The 16,312-nt window shown below is 44.8% G+C and carries 25 protein-coding genes and 1 tRNA gene; 3 read left to right on the forward strand and 23 right to left on the reverse strand.

What is annotated here, in order from left to right:
* Nucleotides 1-5 precede the first annotated feature (5 nt).
* The 22 genes from BQ7364_RS00210 to BQ7364_RS18475 all read right to left on the reverse strand — a co-directional run bounded on the left by BQ7364_RS00210 (nucleotide 6) and on the right by BQ7364_RS18475 (nucleotide 13,489).
* Nucleotides 6-197: a hypothetical protein gene (locus tag BQ7364_RS00210; RefSeq protein ID WP_072682822.1), complete on the reverse strand. Its 192-nt coding sequence runs from the start codon at nucleotides 195-197 to the stop codon at nucleotides 6-8.
* Nucleotides 194-388, reverse strand: coding sequence for a hypothetical protein (locus BQ7364_RS00215; RefSeq protein ID WP_072682823.1), 195 nt, complete (start codon nucleotides 386-388; stop codon nucleotides 194-196). The genes BQ7364_RS00210 and BQ7364_RS00215 overlap by 4 nt, the downstream gene beginning before the upstream one ends.
* A gap of 12 nt (nucleotides 389-400) precedes the next feature.
* A complete protein-coding gene (locus tag BQ7364_RS17595) occupies nucleotides 401-1,153 on the reverse strand; it encodes a DNA-methyltransferase (protein WP_072682824.1) in 753 nt (250 codons plus the stop codon).
* A gap of 15 nt (nucleotides 1,154-1,168) precedes the next feature.
* Nucleotides 1,169-1,675 (reverse strand): single-stranded DNA-binding protein, encoded by a 507-nt coding sequence (gene ssb, locus BQ7364_RS17600; protein WP_072682825.1) that lies wholly within the window; start codon nucleotides 1,673-1,675, stop codon nucleotides 1,169-1,171.
* A gap of 154 nt (nucleotides 1,676-1,829) precedes the next feature.
* A complete protein-coding gene (locus BQ7364_RS00230) occupies nucleotides 1,830-2,738 on the reverse strand; it encodes a hypothetical protein (RefSeq protein ID WP_072682826.1) in 909 nt (302 codons plus the stop codon).
* A gap of 2 nt (nucleotides 2,739-2,740) precedes the next feature.
* Nucleotides 2,741-3,721 (reverse strand): hypothetical protein, encoded by a 981-nt coding sequence (locus tag BQ7364_RS00235; RefSeq protein WP_072682827.1) that lies wholly within the window; start codon nucleotides 3,719-3,721, stop codon nucleotides 2,741-2,743.
* Between the two features lie 15 nt (nucleotides 3,722-3,736).
* Nucleotides 3,737-4,486: an MBL fold metallo-hydrolase gene (locus BQ7364_RS00240; protein ID WP_072682828.1), complete on the reverse strand. Its 750-nt coding sequence runs from the start codon at nucleotides 4,484-4,486 to the stop codon at nucleotides 3,737-3,739.
* Between the two features lie 2 nt (nucleotides 4,487-4,488).
* Nucleotides 4,489-5,592 (reverse strand): hypothetical protein, encoded by a 1,104-nt coding sequence (locus tag BQ7364_RS00245; protein ID WP_072682829.1) that lies wholly within the window; start codon nucleotides 5,590-5,592, stop codon nucleotides 4,489-4,491.
* 4 nt (nucleotides 5,593-5,596) lie between these two features.
* Nucleotides 5,597-6,319, reverse strand: a complete 723-nt coding sequence (locus BQ7364_RS00250) for a hypothetical protein (RefSeq protein WP_072682830.1) — start codon at nucleotides 6,317-6,319, stop codon at nucleotides 5,597-5,599.
* Between the two features lie 13 nt (nucleotides 6,320-6,332).
* Complete coding sequence (locus BQ7364_RS00255) at nucleotides 6,333-6,719, reverse strand: hypothetical protein (RefSeq protein WP_072682831.1); 387 nt, start codon at nucleotides 6,717-6,719, stop codon at nucleotides 6,333-6,335.
* 2 nt (nucleotides 6,720-6,721) lie between these two features.
* Nucleotides 6,722-6,925, reverse strand: a complete 204-nt coding sequence (locus tag BQ7364_RS00260; protein ID WP_072682832.1) for a cold-shock protein — start codon at nucleotides 6,923-6,925, stop codon at nucleotides 6,722-6,724.
* Between the two features lie 19 nt (nucleotides 6,926-6,944).
* Nucleotides 6,945-8,984: an SMC family protein gene (locus BQ7364_RS00265; RefSeq protein ID WP_072682833.1), complete on the reverse strand. Its 2,040-nt coding sequence runs from the start codon at nucleotides 8,982-8,984 to the stop codon at nucleotides 6,945-6,947.
* A 41-nt stretch (nucleotides 8,985-9,025) separates the two neighbouring features.
* Nucleotides 9,026-10,078: a tyrosine-type recombinase/integrase gene (locus BQ7364_RS00270; RefSeq protein ID WP_072682834.1), complete on the reverse strand. Its 1,053-nt coding sequence runs from the start codon at nucleotides 10,076-10,078 to the stop codon at nucleotides 9,026-9,028.
* On the reverse strand, nucleotides 10,075-10,692 hold the full coding sequence (locus tag BQ7364_RS00275) for a DNA methyltransferase family protein (protein ID WP_072682835.1): 618 nt from the start codon (nucleotides 10,690-10,692) through the stop codon (nucleotides 10,075-10,077). The genes BQ7364_RS00270 and BQ7364_RS00275 overlap by 4 nt, the downstream gene beginning before the upstream one ends.
* 3 nt (nucleotides 10,693-10,695) lie before the next feature.
* Nucleotides 10,696-11,217, reverse strand: coding sequence for a glucosaminidase domain-containing protein (locus BQ7364_RS00280; protein WP_139248512.1), 522 nt, complete (start codon nucleotides 11,215-11,217; stop codon nucleotides 10,696-10,698).
* Nucleotides 11,217-11,390 carry a hypothetical protein gene (locus tag BQ7364_RS17860; protein WP_159432731.1) on the reverse strand — a complete coding sequence of 58 codons (174 nt, stop codon included), beginning with the start codon at nucleotides 11,388-11,390 and terminating at the stop codon, nucleotides 11,217-11,219. Before BQ7364_RS17860 ends, BQ7364_RS00280 begins: the two co-directional genes overlap by 1 nt.
* A gap of 12 nt (nucleotides 11,391-11,402) precedes the next feature.
* Nucleotides 11,403-11,714 carry a hypothetical protein gene (locus BQ7364_RS00285; RefSeq protein ID WP_072682837.1) on the reverse strand — a complete coding sequence of 104 codons (312 nt, stop codon included), beginning with the start codon at nucleotides 11,712-11,714 and terminating at the stop codon, nucleotides 11,403-11,405.
* A 42-nt stretch (nucleotides 11,715-11,756) separates the two neighbouring features.
* Nucleotides 11,757-12,122 carry a helix-turn-helix domain-containing protein gene (locus tag BQ7364_RS00290; RefSeq protein ID WP_072682838.1) on the reverse strand — a complete coding sequence of 122 codons (366 nt, stop codon included), beginning with the start codon at nucleotides 12,120-12,122 and terminating at the stop codon, nucleotides 11,757-11,759.
* 14 nt (nucleotides 12,123-12,136) lie between these two features.
* Nucleotides 12,137-12,319, reverse strand: a complete 183-nt coding sequence (locus BQ7364_RS00295; RefSeq protein ID WP_072682839.1) for a hypothetical protein — start codon at nucleotides 12,317-12,319, stop codon at nucleotides 12,137-12,139.
* A 431-nt stretch (nucleotides 12,320-12,750) separates the two neighbouring features.
* Nucleotides 12,751-12,960, reverse strand: a complete 210-nt coding sequence (locus BQ7364_RS00300) for a helix-turn-helix domain-containing protein (RefSeq protein WP_072682840.1) — start codon at nucleotides 12,958-12,960, stop codon at nucleotides 12,751-12,753.
* A complete protein-coding gene (locus BQ7364_RS00305; protein WP_072682841.1) occupies nucleotides 12,950-13,303 on the reverse strand; it encodes a hypothetical protein in 354 nt (117 codons plus the stop codon). Before BQ7364_RS00305 ends, BQ7364_RS00300 begins: the two co-directional genes overlap by 11 nt.
* A 54-nt stretch (nucleotides 13,304-13,357) precedes the next feature.
* Entirely contained in the window at nucleotides 13,358-13,489 is a 132-nt protein-coding gene (locus BQ7364_RS18475; RefSeq protein ID WP_255370380.1) for a hypothetical protein, read from the reverse strand.
* A 130-nt stretch (nucleotides 13,490-13,619) separates the two neighbouring features.
* Between BQ7364_RS18475 and BQ7364_RS00310 the strand changes: the two genes are divergently transcribed.
* The 3 genes from BQ7364_RS00310 (at nucleotide 13,620) to BQ7364_RS00320 (ending at nucleotide 16,043) form a co-directional block, all read left to right on the forward strand.
* Complete coding sequence (locus BQ7364_RS00310; RefSeq protein ID WP_083538304.1) at nucleotides 13,620-14,009, forward strand: helix-turn-helix domain-containing protein; 390 nt, start codon at nucleotides 13,620-13,622, stop codon at nucleotides 14,007-14,009.
* A 366-nt stretch (nucleotides 14,010-14,375) separates the two neighbouring features.
* On the forward strand, nucleotides 14,376-14,732 hold the full coding sequence (locus tag BQ7364_RS00315) for a TM2 domain-containing protein (RefSeq protein WP_072682842.1): 357 nt from the start codon (nucleotides 14,376-14,378) through the stop codon (nucleotides 14,730-14,732).
* A gap of 141 nt (nucleotides 14,733-14,873) precedes the next feature.
* Nucleotides 14,874-16,043: a tyrosine-type recombinase/integrase gene (locus BQ7364_RS00320; RefSeq protein ID WP_072682843.1), complete on the forward strand. Its 1,170-nt coding sequence runs from the start codon at nucleotides 14,874-14,876 to the stop codon at nucleotides 16,041-16,043.
* A 172-nt stretch (nucleotides 16,044-16,215) separates the two neighbouring features.
* Here the strand turns inward: BQ7364_RS00320 and BQ7364_RS00325 are convergent.
* Nucleotides 16,216-16,299 (reverse strand) — tRNA-Leu (locus BQ7364_RS00325).
* Nucleotides 16,300-16,312 lie beyond the last annotated feature (13 nt).

Raw genomic sequence — 16,312 nt, forward strand, 5'->3', positions numbered from 1 at the left:
ATTACTCACCCCCATGCATCGCTTTTATATCGCGATTCTTCCTTTCTTTTTAAGTTTTCGACTTGCTGTCGTAATCCGAGATTTTCACGTTCAAGTTTTTCGATATATTCGATGATCACTTTTAAATCATGCGGATATTTGCTTTTCGCACACTGCGTTAAATCAAAGATGCAATTTTCAACTTCTTTATTTTTCATTTCGTCCTCCAATACCCAAGACGAATCGCCATTTCTTCAAATTCGGCAATGTTTATCAATTCCGGATCTATTCCGTTATTCTCTGCGATTCTTTTCATTGCTGTCGATGGCTGGATCGCTTTCTTTTCCCATCCGCAAAAGACTGTTCGATCTTTTGCTGCAATTTTTTCTGATTTCTTAAATTTGATCATTTTTCATTTTCCTCACAAATTCAAGCATACAGGCACATCCGACAACATCTTTTCTTTAGCTGCTCTGTAAAACTCTTTCTTGATCTCAAACCCATAGCAGTTCCGATTCAGCTCGGCGCAAGCTCTTAATGTGCTTCCGCTACCGGCCACCGGATCTATTACAACATCGCCTGGATCCGTGTAGATTTCAATCAGTCGTTTTAGCACTGGAACTGGTTTTTGTGTTGGGTGAATCCTCGGGTATTTTCCTGACTTATCCCACTCAAACCAATCCAGAATCATCTTCCCACCGTTATTAAATTTAGGCAGTTTGTCCCGATACAGGACAAGCGCTGTTTCTGTCGCGCCGCAAATTCGCATGTTGGCTTTCAGTACCTGCGAAGAAGACTTCTTGACGAAGAATAACGGCTGTGTATGATTAAATCCAAATTGTTTTGCATAGTCTGTGATCTCGTTCAGCTGCTGCCAGCTGAAGAAGATGATCATACACGGTGCTTTTCCTCTTTCCTTCGGCTCCGGCCTGAGAAGCCGCGTGCAGAACTGGAAAAAGTTATAAATTTTGAAATCTTTGTCCGTGTCAAAGAATTCCTTTCCCGCCTTATCACTTTCGCCATTTTTGTTGTCGCCGCCAATATACCAATCAGAACGGCTTCCGTAAGCGTTGATCCCGATATTGTACGGTATGTCAGCAATGATCAACTGCGCCCGTGGGATCTGGTATCGTTTGGCGTTTTCAAAGTGATCGTTATACAACTCAATCTTCATAACACTCCGCCTCAACTAAAATGGGAGATCGTCAGAGCTGATGTCCAGCGTTGGACCTGAGCTGTAATCCTCACCAAACGGATCCTGATACTCCGGATTGGCAAAACCTGTGCTGCCGTAGGCTGACGATGAACTGCGGCCGGCAGTGTTATCCCGTGTAGTCGATCCGCCTTTGTATTGTGACTTGCTACTCGCTTGCGATGACGCCTGCCGCTGGATCTCAACACGCTCACAGACGACTTCGGTAACGTTCACTTTCTGGCCAGAGGCATTGTCATAGCTGCGCGTCTGGATCCGGCCATCCACCGCAAGCAGCGCTCCCTTTTTTGCATAGTTGCAAATGTAGTCAGCGGATTGCCGCCAAGCCTGGCAGCTGATCCAGTCCGTGACAGCCTCGTCCTGCCCCTTGAGTTTTGGACGATCCACAGCCAGCTGGAAGCCGCAGACGGACAACCCAGACTGCGTCTTGCGCAGCTCAGGATCCCGAGCCAGCCGGCCGGTTAAGATTACTCGGTTAATCATGATCGTTTACCCTCCCACGGGATCATCCCGATCACTTCTATCTCTGTTTCTTGTAGTTTCAGCGCTCCGCTTACGAGTCGCAAGCCCTCCACAGCATTACTGCACATGATGTAAGACGGCGCCAAGTGTGGATAACGGCGCAGACGATAAACCATCAGCACGCTTCCAGCTCCTTCAGCACTCGCTCGAGCCGATAACGTCCATTATTGGTTAGCTGCGTTTGCCAGGCGTTCGCCCGTGGCGACCAGCGGAAACCGTTCTTTTTCAGGACATCACGAACTTCCGCAGAAGGCTTTTCTTCAAAGATCAGCTTAATTCTCATGGCTTCCGGATCTTCTTCAACTGAAAATCCGTCATATTCTTTTCTGTAAGCCGGTTGTGATTTTGCGACTTCTAGCTTTTTAATCCGTTCTTTCACCCGCCGGATTTCTGCGTTGTTGTTGGTGAGCTGATAGCTTTCAAACGGCTTCGGGTCTGCGCGCCAATTGATGTCCAAAGATATTTTCAGTTTTTCCAGCTCTTCTAAAGGTAAATTAGGGCAACCGTCCAGCGTTTTATACTTGCGATAAAAGGCATTGACTGCCTTCATGGTTTCCTGCGCCTGCTCAAGATTCGCCAGCTTGTTTTTCAGCTTTTCTATAGCTTCCGGATCACCGGCGGTTATGACTTCCTTACCATTTAGCAGATTTCTGATTTTATCTTCGATCGCTTTGCACATTTTATACTTCTCTTGGTTTCGATCCCACGCCTGATTCTGCTTTTCTTTTTTTCTCATCGGAAATTTAGCCGGTCCAGCGATCATCACCGACGGACACATCTGATCGATCCGGAAATTGGTATTGTAGTAGTCTGCGAGCAGCTTAGCGTACTTATCCGCTAATTTCTCCGCTTTCTCAGCGGCGTCTGGCCGTCTATCAGCCACTTTCTCAGCCAGCTGGTATATTTGTTCTGCTTCCTGTCGATAAGCTGATGTCGCACTTCCTTCGCGGTAGTCATCAAAGGACATCATTTCCTTTGATCGCCGGGCTGCAGCTTCGTTAATTTCGTAGTATTTTCTTTCCATCTCTACTTCTCCTGTTCTTTTAATTTGCGGCGGATTTCTTCAAATTCTTCACGGTTGAAATCTGTGGCTTCTGCAACTTCCAGATCCGATCCGGTTTTCATCTGCTGGTAGTAATCCGGGAATACGTCCTGGCGCTTTTGAGTTGTCTTGCCACGAGATCCGCTATCCTGAGCACGACTCAGCCAATTTGTAACAAATCGCAATATCCCACGCTTTGTTTTACGTCTCGCCGGATCTGCAAGTAGCCAGCCTCTCATCTTGCGCAATTCTGTCACCACATTCGTTGCTTGATATAGCTGTTGCCATTCATTGGCCATTGATGTGGCTACAGGGTATTCTGTTCCATCGTTCAATGGCAGCATGATTAATGGCAGCTCTTGCGAAACTTCGGCAAACTCCTCTGGTTCTTCTTCGTCATAAGGTACAGGTTCGGGAGTATTTTCATCCGGCGTCGAGTCGTTAGAGCTCGGCGCAAAAGTATTTAAATATAAGCTACTGTTACTGTTACTGTTATAAGCTACTGTATTTCGAACTCTTTCAGTAAGGGTTACGGTAAGGGTTTCTAAAGCCTTTTTGAAATCTTGGCTTTTGTCCTTGGAACAGTCTTCGTAACCCATTTTTATAACCTCGATAAGATCACTTAAAAATACTGTATCAGGTAAAGTGCCTAGGAACTTTATAGCCCCTCTAATTTGGTTTGAGTTCTCAAAGCTGTTATACCGCAAAAAGTTCTTAATAAAGACGATTTCGTTATCTTTGTCGTACTTAATGCAACCGTTTTGTAACAGTTCTTTAAACCCTTTTTGAACCCTTTCAAGTGTCCATTTTATGTCCGAAGCAACATATTGTTCAGGGAGGTAATACAACCCTATTGAGCTACGATGAGGACAAGTCAGAAGATATAAAAACAACAATTTCCCGTCATCACTTAATTTTCTATTTTTTTGATCCCGCCAAAACATGCTATCAATCTTGGAATACATTGTATAAACCCTCCTTTACAAAATACCCCCACTTTTTCGGCATACAAAACAAGGCTTTCCGAACTGTTTCTGAACCCTTTGTTTAAACAAATTGGGGTTGGCGTGACGGTCAGATAAGTGCATCAAAAAGATGCCTTTACAGTTGCTGAGATCCAGTTTTTTGAGCTGATCACAGGTGTGCTTAATGGACATGTGGCTGTTTAAAATGCGCTCATAACGTTTGATATCGACCTCGTTGTGCTGCTCTTTGGCAGCCTCGTAAGCAAAGTGGATCACCTGACCGTCATAGTTGGACTCAATAAATACATAATCAAACTGCTGCTGTGAAAGATCCTCCGCAAAGTATTTGCAATCATTGACAAACAGGATCATCTCCATATCGGTATAAATCACAAAACCCAGGCTATCCTCTGCGTCATGCTCAACGACAAACGGGTAAACTCTGGTTTCCGCAGCGACGGTCTTAATCCGGCCGGCCTCCAGCAGTGTGCTCTGGTCCTCTCCAACGATCAACCGGTTGCCATACACACGCTTCCCGCGGCGTTGCAGATCGCCGGAAGCAGCGCAGTGGTCCTTGTGGTTATGCGTGATTAAAACAGCGTCTACGGGCCGTAAGTCGAGCCCCTCAGAGGTCATACGGCGCAGAAGCTCAGCATAGGGAAGGCCAGCCTCCAGCAGCAGCACTACCGGAGGCAAGTCTTTGCGATTTAATGTAATATGATAACAGTTGCCAGCGGATGAGCTGGCCAAACAACGGAATTCCATGGTCAGAACGGGTCAGCCGACGCAGCGACCTTCTCGGCTTCATTAAGCTTGATTTCCGGGGCCTTTTGTACGCTCTCGGCCTGTTGAGGGATCGCCGGGATATCGTCTTGTACTGGGCGGCTTCCGGCCTGCTCAGCGACTTCTGCGTCCACAGCACCTTCTTTGTCGATACGTTCATCTTCTGTTTCTTTATATTCGTCATCTTTCATTGAATCCTTATAGGATTCAAAAATATAAGAATCTCCAAAATCCTTTGGAATTGGTTTTGTTACGTTGTTACGAATTTTCCGGATAATCATAGATTCTCTGGAATGCGGAGAACGCCAGGCCGGACTGATGTATTTTTGAACTGATGGATGATCAAGAATCTCCTCTAATGGCAGATCCTTTACTCCATCTATTATTTCTTTACGCATCGCCGCTTGCTTTTCTTTGGCTTCTATCGCAGCTTTACCCTCAAGGTTATATGCACTGATACCGAAGTATTCCCCCATCAGATTTTGATTGATGTGCGCAAGTAAATTAACTTTAACAGACTCTCGATCAGCGATGTGATATTGGGTAGATCCATCAGAGTAAGTAATTGGATAAACAACACGTACAACCTTTTGACTATAACCTTTGGGCTCCCACTCCGGTGGCACAACTTCGAGACCTTTAAAATGAGGAAATTTAAAATCATCACCCTCACGGACGAGCCAATAAGGATGTACTGTCTGAACATTTACGCCATACTCTCGCAGAATTCGATCATTACCATCACCTTGAATACCAAAATCAAGATGAGGTGTTTTGTTGGGCTTGTTGATGTCCCGAGGAGTGATATAACACTCCTCAGGAATAGCTAATGCGTTGAGCCTGAACATGGCCGCACGCTCTAAAATCGTCGCCACGTCATCTTTTAAGACATTGATATCCACCTTGTTCGTTTTACAAACGTCAAAGCACTTTTTAAAAGCATTTTTTGCACAGATCATTTGATAATCATCTAAGCGCATGCCAACTTTCCCTAATCCCTCAGCAGCACCATTGATAAACAATTCTGATAGTTTCTGTTCAGCGGTTCTAAAAACTTTTACCGGCGCATTCTTCTTTTCTTCTGCCATTTTATTACCCCACAATTACCTTTCTATCTTCAATCTCGGCATATAAATAATCTATTAAATATTTTTTAATTTCAAGTTGACAGGACGCTTTCCACGCTCCTCCATCCGCATCAAATAAAGCAACATTCATGTTTTTATCTATACGGAATAGGAACATTTGTTCTGGTTGCACCACTTCGTAAAATGTCCGGAAAGGTATCAATTTTACCAGAGGTGGAACGGCAATTGTGCCTTTTACAGAAACTCCCTGCGTCACTGCGACTCTCTGTCCCATTCCATCATCAGTCATCTCAATCTTATTTTCTGAAGAAATACGGCTGATCAACTGGATGAGATTGTTCCGGTTTTCAGACTCTGCAAAATTGGTTTGTAGCATGATAATCATAGCCTCAACGGACATATACTGATTAAACTCAATATTGGGAGCCTGGGCTGTCGACCGGAAGATGTGCTCACGATCTTTGTAACGATCGTATGAGGAGTAAACATTGACTTCACGTTCTTTTACAAGAACACGCAATGGAAGATTGTGGTCATCGAGCTCTGTTTTAATATTTTCAATCAGCATTTCGAGATTGCAGAAATCCATGCGATCACAGCGCGGAATCCGCTCTTTGATTGGGCTGAGAGCCAACTCCGTGTAAGTTGTACCCTCAATATCAATTGTTTGCACCTTGTTTCGACTTTCGACTAGTTCCTGAATTTTTTCAATAGCTTCTTTTAACATTGCGATTTCCTCCTTAATTCGCTCTTTCTGATGGTATATAAATTTCCGGCATCACGACATCACCTGATAAGTTAATCTGTCCCGGAGCTACTCCGCAGTTTTCTTGCAAACCCTCTTTGATCTCGCCAGTTTCCTCATCAACAATTTGGACTGTAAGCAAAGAAACTTTGATAGGATTCGTTGGTTGTAACGAACTAGAAACTTTAACTGTTACTGCCGGGTTCTTTCTTTCATAGTCAGCCTGAACGGTTAATTCGACTTTAATTTTTCTTGGCTTAACTGGATCCGTATTAAGATCAGCAATGTTTTTCAAAACTTTGCTCAGTTCAAGATCAATCCGTTCTAGGATAGCTCCACCATTGAACTCAAGAATTGAGCTTGTGTTCTTTTTGTTCTTCATCATCAAGCCTCCAAGCAGACATAGCCTGCTTTTTCACCATGGTCACCCTGAATAACCTCAAAGGTTACCCGTTGATCTTTTTCAGCTTTTTTAAAGCCTTCCATTTGTAAATCAGACCAGTGAAAGAAATAATCAACTCCGTTGTCGCCGGCGATGAAACCATAACCCTTTTTGTCCTCAAAAAACTTAACTGTACCTTTAATCATTTACTTTACCTCTCTCTTTCTATGCGCTAATCAGCGTTACTTTGTTATAGTTGACGTCGTCAACTTTGGTCGTGATGATCTGCGCCTGCGTCGGAATCGCCGCCAGGCTGGCTGTGTCGAGCTTGTCGCACTCATCAAATATGTAAGGCAGATCTGACAGTCTGAGATGACGTTTAACGCATTCAGCCAGGTAGATGCCTGTCAGGATCTTTTCAGAGCCCGAGCCATCCTCAAACGGTGTGTTTTTGTCCAACACCGATGGATAGCACACCTCATCCCAGCTGCCTTTTTTGAGATTGTATTTGATCAGAGTAAATTGGACACGATCACCAAACACGCTGGAAATACGGCGCTGGAACAGTCCGAGCTTGATCTCTAAAAACCGATCAATCAAGATGGACTGCTGCTCAAAGTCAATGAGCGTGTCCTCTTTTGCTTTAATTTGTATACACATGGCCGCAGCCTTTTTTTGCGTGGCCACGTAAGCGCCGTGATCGTTTAGGACGTTGTGATACTGTACAGAGTCAGCGTTTAACCGCTGGATCTCCGCTTGTACGTCAGCCATGGTTGCCTGCTGATTTTTGATCAGATTGTCATAGCTATCCTGAGCCGCTTTCACAGCCTCTCTGAGCGCTATTGTCTGATCTGAGTCAACTACCTCACTTAACTGTTTACGCAGCTGTCCGGCGCTATCCTGAGCTTGCTGAGCGTCTTTTTCAAACTCGCGGATTTGTTGTTTGATCAGCGGTAAACTCTCCTCTGCGTCTGCCTTTCCTTTTCGGAGTTCTTCAATTTTAAATCTCAGATTTTCGATGTCATTTTTCAGTTGCTTACCTTGCCGGACGATGTAATCAAGGTCTCGCTGCTTACTGGACTCCCAGGTTACACGGTAGCTTTCAAGCGCCGCTTGATTGAGCACATAGCCACAATTTGGGCACACTTCTTTTTGTGATTCTGGTTGCGTATATTCCTCGGCATTTCTGGTGTGATATTTCTGCAACCGCTCCTGCCTTCTCGTTTCCAACTCCGCGATCTGCTGTTCAATGCTGGCAATCTTTTGATCATTGCCAAGAATTGCATTCTCAGCGGAAATCCGACGCCGGATTAAATCCTGTGCTTGACACTCAGCATCTTGTCTTACCTTTTCCAGCCGGCGAAGCTCCGCCTCAATCTGCCGGTTGTGCTCCTGTACTGCCTCCATGTCCTTTGTCCGGCTCTCAGCAAGCTTAAGGGTCATATCAGACAGTTGGAGTTTTGCCTCGTTGATCCGCGGATTGTCCCGGCCAGACAGCTGTACCTGTAAGCCTGACACTTGCTTGTCAATTTGATCAAGCGCCTCTTGAGCCTTTTGAAGTGATACATGATCTACGTCTAGCACAGACTCCAGACCTTTAACTTGCTGCTCACTTGCTTCAATATCCTTTTTAACCGCTACGACTTGTTGCTTGACAAACTTTTGCGCAAGTCCTGGATCGTACTGATACCGCGCCATCAGATCGCGGATTGTCAGCAGCGCCGGATCGGATGCAAAGACATCCTCATTACTTACATCGCCGATGATCTCAACGATAAAGCTTCGCAGCGTCTTATAGTCGCAGCCTTGGCCGATGTAATATGGGTCAATCATCGCCCGGGTCAAATCAAATTTTGATGTCTCAAGCTGCCGGTTGGTACCAAGCAGCTTAAGCAGCGTCTTTTTTGCCTCGCCCTGGTTTTTAAACTTTGTGCCGTCGATCCAATAATCGGTCGTATGCTGCAAGTCACCCGGCTCGCCGGATCCTTGCTGCCGAGGCCGCCATCCCTTGTACACTTTTTTTAATGTAAAGGTATCGCAGACCAGCTCAACGCTGACCTCTGCCTCCTCTTTAAATTCCGGCTTAAATGATTGATAATCTGACGACCCATCAAGCAATAAATCAGTTAACGCCCAATAGATGGCCAGGATTGTATTTGTCTTCCCCTGCCGATTCGGACCCGCGAAGATGCTGCGGGATGTAAGATCATATTCCGCGTGAGTGATATTGCGGAAATTCTCAATGATGACCTTTTTTAATTCCATCGTCAATCTCCCTTCCGCCAGCTGGATCATCAGCTGGACATTTACATATATTTTCTGTGGCTATGTTTAACATTTTCCTGTGATACCTGGGCATAGATCATCGTTGTGTTGATCTCATTGTGTCCAAGCATCTGCTGCACTTCTTCGATTGGCATTCCTTTGGTCAAGGCCATCGTCGCACAGGTGCGTCTGAATTTATGCGGATGACACTTGATCCCGAGTTGATCGCCTAAATGCCGGAAGTAGCTTTCGATTCCACCTGCGCCGAGTATCGTTCCGGTATTGTATGAATTCTGATACCCGGTGAACAGATACTCGCTGTCTACTGACATTTCTGATCTCACTTCAAGCCATTGCTTTAAGCGGATGATTGATATCTCGTTTAGATAACAGATTCGTTCTTTTGCACCTTTGCCGAACACGAGGATCTCGTTGCTTGTCAGGTTTAAATCCTTAAGCTTAGCTCCGGAAGCTTCACTTACGCGGCAACCGGTGCTCAGCATAAATTCAAAGAGTGCTTGCATTCTTATCGCTACAAAACGATCTCGTGTATTTCTTGCCTTTTCAACCCGGTTCTTCAATTCGTCTCGCATGAGTTCGATTTCTTCCTGGCTGAATGGTTTCTTGATCCGCTTGTCTTCTTTCATCTTCTTAATCGCCCGCATTGGATTCCTTGGAATATATCCATTATCCGCGAGCCAAGTAAAGAAGCTGGACAGATATCGACGCTCGCCGTTCAGTGTGGCTTTTGACAAATTCGGACTGTCGATCATCCGCTTTGCGAAGTGCATCCGCAGATCGTCCGTTGTAATGTCGGTGATCTTTTTTTGAATGTATAGGTGTAGATGTGAATTTAACTCCTGCCTATACACTTTAATGGATCGATCACTCAATCCATCAATCTTTTTGCTTACCAAGAACAGCTGAATCAGCTTTTCGTCTTCGTAGCCATACGGTACGACTTCATTCTTTTTAGGTACCAGATCATAATCTTCGAGGCAAGTGATCAGTGTATTCTTTACAAGCTCAATTTCGCGGCTTTCAATTTTATCATTTAGCTTCAAAATGATTAAATTGATTACATCATTTTTCACGGTGACACACCTCTCAAGCAATACATTGGCGTGACTAAGGTAAAATTGATTTCATTTTGCAGGGTATTGCCTTGCACACATATCGCACTAATACCCGCAAAGCTAAACTGTAGATAAGACATCCACACACATTTGTAGTCGAGATCCTGGGCGACAACGTCAAGCAAACTTTGATAATCGTAACCTAAACGCTGGATCTCCTTGGCTACCGCCAGAAAATTGGCCCCGCCGCCGACACTGGGCTCATTGGCTGTGATCTTTTCGCCGCTATATCCAGTAAGTACCGCCTTGGCCATCAGCACACACACATGAAATGGTGTGAAAAATTGACCTGTCCTCGAATTCCCGGCATTTAACATCATGTAGATGCTGCCGAGATAATCATTGATATCATTCTCAAACAGCTCTACAAGCCTTGCGGTCCATCGGCACATTTCTTTTAACTGCTCATCGTTGTATTTTTTTGCAAGTGTCAGATACTGCTCTTCCAGTCGTTGATCGAAGAATAACTGGTTTGATATAGAGATCCCGGACATCTGCACCCAATCCTGGAAGATATCTTGAGCATGATAGCTGCCCGCCATCCTGTTGATGCCGTTGATGATTGCCTCCATAAGCTACTCAGCCAGCTGCTCCATGAGCTGGACTATCTTTTCTGTATCATCAGCCTCCGACCACAGCGAGCGCTGCTGTGCTACCGTGGTCAGGCCGTTGCCGTAGTAGTCGGCCATGATCTCAAACATGCGCCGCAGGCCATCCGTGGCCGTGCTGTACTGGCAGTACCGATCACCGCACCGGATGCCGGCCGGATTGTGCTTGGCCAGCCAGGCCGATGAGCTACCCCAGCCAGTCTCAAGGACAAACACCGCCGCGGCGTAGACTGGGCTGATGTTGTACTCCTCAGCCAGCTCCAGCAGTGCTACCGGCACCACGCCGGCGGCCTTGCCGATCGGCTGCCAGTCGTGCCAACTGACGTCCATCTCTGCGGTGTAAGCCGGCGTATCAGGCTGATAGAGATCGATCACGGTCACCGTCTGCCGTACTGGTGTCTCGGCCTCAGCTGCAGGCAGGTTAAGCGTCACGCCGGCGGTAATCGCAGCCGTGAGAGCCACGAGCACTGGGCGTCTAAGCCGGCGCACTACCGATCCTCCTGGCCGATCAAATTTCGCATCTTGTCCATGATCTCCGTCTCCGTGTAAATATCCATCAGATACGCCATCTCCTCCACGATCTGGTCTATCTCGTCCATCTTAAGTCCGATATGCTTTGCTGCCACCGCTGCATAAGCGCGGGTTGCTTCGTTCGTTGTCATTCTGGCACCTCCTCAATATGCTTCTCTCATTGCATCCATTTCTGCTTGAATTTTTTCTAATTCGGCAGTCAAACTTTCTTTTCTCTTTTCGAGCGAATGAAAACTAAGTGCTTTCTCTTCTAAGAATTCAATCATTGTTTGACCACCCAATTGCCAAAGGAATACCATTTCATCGACATTCAAATTTACTGGGTGATAATTATAAACATTTTCTACTGACTTAAATTGATCATCAGTAATTTCATGCCCAATAAAATCTTCAAATTCTTTTTTTAACATATTTTTACCTTTCGTCTGCCACAAATTTTTCTGTATTTTAACCATTGCCGTGGTTTTTGTAGTATAATTTCACTGAACTTGGGTAAATCAGTTCAGTTTTGTTCTTGCCTTCCGGTTGCCGCCGGTTGGCTTTTTTTGTGCTGTCAGCGTCTCGCTGATCCGCAACTGGTTGACCGCCTCGATAATTTTTTGCTCGCTGCTCAGGTCCATGCCGCGGGTCCGCTCCAGAAATCTCTCGGCCTCTTCCCGGGTGTATATCCACTCCTGCCCGTTCCGCGTGCCGGTAAGCAACCCATGCTTGCGCAGCACATGGATCCTTTGCGGATATGTACCCAACGCCTCGGCAAGCTCCTTGGTGGTGTAAACCAGCTTGTACTGATTAGCAGCCAAGCTGGCCTGCAACATGTCAACCTTTTTTGTTAGCTGCTCGATGGCAGCCAGTAACTCGTCCATGCCCTTAATCCTCCTTATCTCGCTTGTGCTTGGTCAGTTCTGGGCGTCGTAGGCTTGCGTGCCTTTTGATCAAGGGCTTCGCGCGCTTTAAGCAACTGCATGTCATGTTCCAACATAGCCTGCCCTACAGGACTAAGCTCGCGGAAAGCCTTTAAAAACTTCTGCATTTCCTGCTGATCGCTGTTCTTTTTACGCATACTCTCACACTCCTTTCTGGCCTCATCAGTGCCGGCCTAACCGGCAGACCATCGGGCAGATCGCCCTAGGTTTCGACCTGTTAAAAATTTCCAAGTTGTGTTAAAATTATCGTGGAGGTGATAAAGTTGACAAAACTTTTGAACTCCCCTATTCTTCATAGCTAAGATCGCACACCGTGCGCCAGCAGACGGCTGTTTTTGCTTAGAATGACAATCGCTTTTTATATTTGCTTACCATGGCAAATATAATAGATTCTAAGTGTTGCACAGCAAGCAACCATACTTTACTGTGGCTGAAATGTAATCTTAGCTACCGCTCAATAGGGTCTTCGGCAGAAGCGTCCTGCCTTAAGTGGGTGGACTTCCAGGTGACGCTGGAAGTTGAGGTAAACAAATAACGCAGGCATCAGTGCGTCACCACTGGTGCTTTTTTATTTGTTGTTGAAGAATACTTGATCGACACTAACATCAGGAAATTTCACTTTAAATTTCTTAAGAAATTCATAACTTGGATTTTGATATCCACTTTCAACCTTGTAGTAATAGGAAGCAGAAACACCTATTTTTTCAGCCATTGCTTTTTTAGTTAAATCAGCCGATCTTCTAAGGTTAATTAAGTTCACCATTTCTTTACTTTTCATCGAATAATTCCTCTATCAATTCTTTAGGCACCGGCTGATTCTGTCTTTTGTGCTTATCAGCCAACGACATTTCAGCTTCCTCTCTCTGGATCGCTTCCATGCAGTCTTTTACTCCTTTTCTTTTTTTGATCAGATATTCCTCGCCATCTATGGATATGCCATTTATTTTTTTACCTCGGCTGTTCCATAATAGAGAACATTCATTTCCGTATGCTCTTAGGAGATTCATGGCTGCGGTGAGCTGCTGCCATGGTTTTCCGAGCTGCTTGGTCTTGTTGATTTCTTTTGCCAATTCAAGCAATACTCCTGGATTTACCATAATTTCAATTTGTTTTTTCTTCATCTCACACCTCCTTGACGTTGGCTTCTTCTAAATTCATCTTATTGCCTCCTTTTTCTAATTGACGCCGAACAGCTTTTTGTAGGACTCAAGTCCGTAGCCTGTTGTTTCAATTACAAACTCATGTTTGACGCTATCGTAGATGCCGTACCAGTTGGTGCTGATCTGTTTTACTTCGTATCTTTTCATCTTATGTTCTCCTTTAATCTATTGCAATATCATATTACACCAAACGTTTATTTCCGTCAATACAAAAATATTGCAAAAGTTTATTTTTTAGTTTATGATAGGTTTGTAATTAGAAAGGAGGTATCAATAAATGACTATAAATGAGCGCGTGCGCGCATTGAGAAAGGAACTCGGGATGAATCAGACTGAATTTGGCGAGCGTATCGCCTTATCACAAGGTCACCTTACAAGTGTCGAACAAGGCAAAAGAGCAGTTACCGACCGAACCATCAAATTGATTTGTACTGAATTCGGTGTATCTGAAGATTGGCTGCGGACAGGCAAAGAGCCCAAGTATTTGAATGATGATGATTCCAGTCTTTTCCGGCAGGCCGCTGCGGGCATCGAGATGGTTGATGACAAACGTGCGATGGCTGCGCTTGAGGTTTACTGGTCGCTAAGCCCGGATGACAAAAAAGTGATCTGGACAATGCTTGACCAGATTTATGAAAAAGTGCATAAAAAAAAGAGCAGCGACTAAATCACTGCCCATGAATCCTGCGCCACTCAGCACAGATTGATTTAAACCAATTCAAAAGCTTGTCTAAAAGACCTGGATCATCGATCCTGTCTATCATGTTTTTAAGCACTGTTCTATAATCTTCTACGTTCATCGGCTATTCCTCCACTATCTAATATTAAACGGTTGGAAGACTCCGGAGCCTCTGTATGATTATAGATTACCAGTAACTGGAAATTTATTCAAGCTACTCAGCAAGATAGAATCGAACAAAAAAATCTTACCTGGTATCTAATACAGGGAAAGATAGAATTAAAAATATTTTTTAAGATTTAGTTTTTTATGCCATCATTAAATAATTAACAAAGAACTTGAAAGGGGATAAGTATGTCAGAAAATTATGAAACAAAGTTTTGTCAACACTGCGGTGAAAAAATAAGAAAAGACGCCGTCATCTGTCCTCACTGTGGATGTGAAGTAGAGAGCCGACGTCGGGAAAAAGATGAAAAGGTTATCATCAATAACAACATAAGCAATCGCGTTAATGCACATGGTGGAGGATGCAAGAACAAATGGATTGCCTTGCTTCTTTGCATTTTTCTAGGTTTTTTAGGAGCACACAAATTCTACGAAGGTAAAATATTATTAGGAATCGTTTACATATGTACTCTTGGATTTCTAGGAATAGGTATACTTTTTGATTTTTTCTCATTATTATTTAAACCAAATCCTTATTGGGTCTAAAAAAGAAAAGCCCACCGGCGGCAACCGGTGGGAATTGAGGAACTGATTGCAGTCAGAACCTCTGCATAGAAAAATTTGTCGTGGCAGACATATCTTTTTCTATGCGCTCATTTTACCACAAAAAGAAAAGGAGCGCTATATATGGCAAAAACAAAAAAACTCCGCAAGGAAAAATACATCAAGCAAAAAACAGTCAATGGTCGCTTATATTTACAGGTATCATTTTTGTATGAGGATGAATATGGCTTTAAACAATCGTACAGCAAGAGTTTCCGCGCAGACGATTACGAGTCAGCCGCCGCGGCTCTGGACGTTGCCTGTGCACACCGCGATCAGATGCGTACCCAGCTGCTGCACAGCGGCCAGAAGGTCCGCGCACGAGCTGACAGAAAGCATACGGTGGATGAGGCGTTTATGCTGATCCAGCAGATATTTCCAAAAACCTTAAAGACAGTCAAGCACCGTACGATTACCTACCGCAATTACATCCAGCCGGCTGTCGGCAACAAGCCGATTGAGGAGATCACCGGCCTGGACATCCAGCAGACGCTTAACGCGATGATCACCACAAAGTCAGACGACAACATCGGACGGGTGGCCACCTGCTGGAGATATATAATCCGGGCGGCTGCCTTCACAGGCTGGATCAGCAGCGATCCTATGCTGCAGGTGGTTGTCCCAGCATCGCAGCTGCCACATAAAAAAACAGATGTATCGACAGATCGCGAAACACTCGATAAAGTCATCGCCGGCATCCGGCATTATACTAAAAATAATGACAGGTATAAATTTAACGCTGAACTCATCGTTTATATGCTTGAGATCATCTATTATACCGGGATCCGGCCGGCAGAATGCCTGGGGCTTGATAAAGCAGATATCGATCTTGACGCCGGATATATAAACATTGATACCGCACAGGGCAGCACGACCAAGGAATGGAACACGCAGAAGGCGACAAAGACTAAACAAAGCGTGCGTCTGGAGCCGATCGTTCCGCAGCTTGAACCAATCTTGCGGCAGCTCATCGGTATACAGCCTAGTGAGCATTTGTTTATGCGCTGCGATGATACTGTATGGTCTATTGATGATGTTGCAAACAAGATCAACTATGTCAGCAAGCGTGTGGGTGTCGATTTTAACGTATACCGGTTGCGGCACAAATTTTCCACTGACCTTGTCACCAACAACGTCGATCCGCGCACGATCATGGAGCTCATGGGACATAACAATATCAATCAAACATTGGACTATGCCAGGAGCAACGATCAATTAAAAAAAGATGCATTGAAAAATCGCAAATACTCATGAATTACTGCCCGGTTATCCGGGCATTTTTCTTTGAACTGTTTTTGAACGATTCTTGAACGATTTTGCTTGAATTGCATTAAATCGGATTGATTTAACACATTGCAAAATAAAATAAAAAAGCCCTTTGTTAAAGGCTTTTCTTAACCACATTGAATTGTGGGCTTCCTTAAAATGGTGCACCGAACGGGACTTGAACCCGTACGAATAAATCACACGCCCCTCAAACGTGCGCGTCTGCCGATTCCGCCACCGGTGCATTGCTTAATTAT

It is taken from the genome of Holdemania sp. Marseille-P2844, assembly GCF_900120005.1.
Lineage (GTDB): Bacteria > Bacillota_I > Bacilli_A > Erysipelotrichales > Erysipelotrichaceae > Holdemania.

Bases quoted from the DNA above. Each gene is read 5' to 3' on its own strand.
- BQ7364_RS00210 (WP_072682822.1), bottom strand. From the start codon at position 197: ATGAAAAATAAAGAAGTTGAAAATTGCATCTTTGATTTAACGCAGTGT.
- BQ7364_RS00215 (WP_072682823.1), bottom strand. From the start codon at position 388: ATGATCAAATTTAAGAAATCAGAAAAAATTGCAGCAAAAGATCGAACA.
- BQ7364_RS17595 (WP_072682824.1), bottom strand. From the start codon at position 1,153: ATGAAGATTGAGTTGTATAACGATCACTTTGAAAACGCCAAACGATAC.
- ssb (WP_072682825.1), bottom strand. From the start codon at position 1,675: ATGATTAACCGAGTAATCTTAACCGGCCGGCTGGCTCGGGATCCTGAG.
- BQ7364_RS00230 (WP_072682826.1), bottom strand. From the start codon at position 2,738: ATGGAAAGAAAATACTACGAAATTAACGAAGCTGCAGCCCGGCGATCA.
- BQ7364_RS00235 (WP_072682827.1), bottom strand. From the start codon at position 3,721: ATGTATTCCAAGATTGATAGCATGTTTTGGCGGGATCAAAAAAATAGA.
- BQ7364_RS00240 (WP_072682828.1), bottom strand. From the start codon at position 4,486: ATGGAATTCCGTTGTTTGGCCAGCTCATCCGCTGGCAACTGTTATCAT.
- BQ7364_RS00245 (WP_072682829.1), bottom strand. From the start codon at position 5,592: ATGGCAGAAGAAAAGAAGAATGCGCCGGTAAAAGTTTTTAGAACCGCT.
- BQ7364_RS00250 (WP_072682830.1), bottom strand. From the start codon at position 6,319: ATGTTAAAAGAAGCTATTGAAAAAATTCAGGAACTAGTCGAAAGTCGA.
- BQ7364_RS00255 (WP_072682831.1), bottom strand. From the start codon at position 6,719: ATGAAGAACAAAAAGAACACAAGCTCAATTCTTGAGTTCAATGGTGGA.
- BQ7364_RS00260 (WP_072682832.1), bottom strand. From the start codon at position 6,925: ATGATTAAAGGTACAGTTAAGTTTTTTGAGGACAAAAAGGGTTATGGT.
- BQ7364_RS00265 (WP_072682833.1), bottom strand. From the start codon at position 8,984: ATGGAATTAAAAAAGGTCATCATTGAGAATTTCCGCAATATCACTCAC.
- BQ7364_RS00275 (WP_072682835.1), bottom strand. From the start codon at position 10,692: ATGGAGGCAATCATCAACGGCATCAACAGGATGGCGGGCAGCTATCAT.
- BQ7364_RS17860 (WP_159432731.1), bottom strand. From the start codon at position 11,390: ATGACAACGAACGAAGCAACCCGCGCTTATGCAGCGGTGGCAGCAAAG.
- BQ7364_RS00285 (WP_072682837.1), bottom strand. From the start codon at position 11,714: ATGGTTAAAATACAGAAAAATTTGTGGCAGACGAAAGGTAAAAATATG.
- BQ7364_RS00290 (WP_072682838.1), bottom strand. From the start codon at position 12,122: ATGGACGAGTTACTGGCTGCCATCGAGCAGCTAACAAAAAAGGTTGAC.
- BQ7364_RS00295 (WP_072682839.1), bottom strand. From the start codon at position 12,319: ATGCGTAAAAAGAACAGCGATCAGCAGGAAATGCAGAAGTTTTTAAAG.
- BQ7364_RS00300 (WP_072682840.1), bottom strand. From the start codon at position 12,960: ATGAAAAGTAAAGAAATGGTGAACTTAATTAACCTTAGAAGATCGGCT.
- BQ7364_RS00305 (WP_072682841.1), bottom strand. From the start codon at position 13,303: ATGAAGAAAAAACAAATTGAAATTATGGTAAATCCAGGAGTATTGCTT.
- BQ7364_RS18475 (WP_255370380.1), bottom strand. From the start codon at position 13,489: ATGAAAAGATACGAAGTAAAACAGATCAGCACCAACTGGTACGGCATC.
- BQ7364_RS00310 (WP_083538304.1), top strand. From the start codon at position 13,620: ATGACTATAAATGAGCGCGTGCGCGCATTGAGAAAGGAACTCGGGATG.
- BQ7364_RS00315 (WP_072682842.1), top strand. From the start codon at position 14,376: ATGTCAGAAAATTATGAAACAAAGTTTTGTCAACACTGCGGTGAAAAA.
- BQ7364_RS00320 (WP_072682843.1), top strand. From the start codon at position 14,874: ATGGCAAAAACAAAAAAACTCCGCAAGGAAAAATACATCAAGCAAAAA.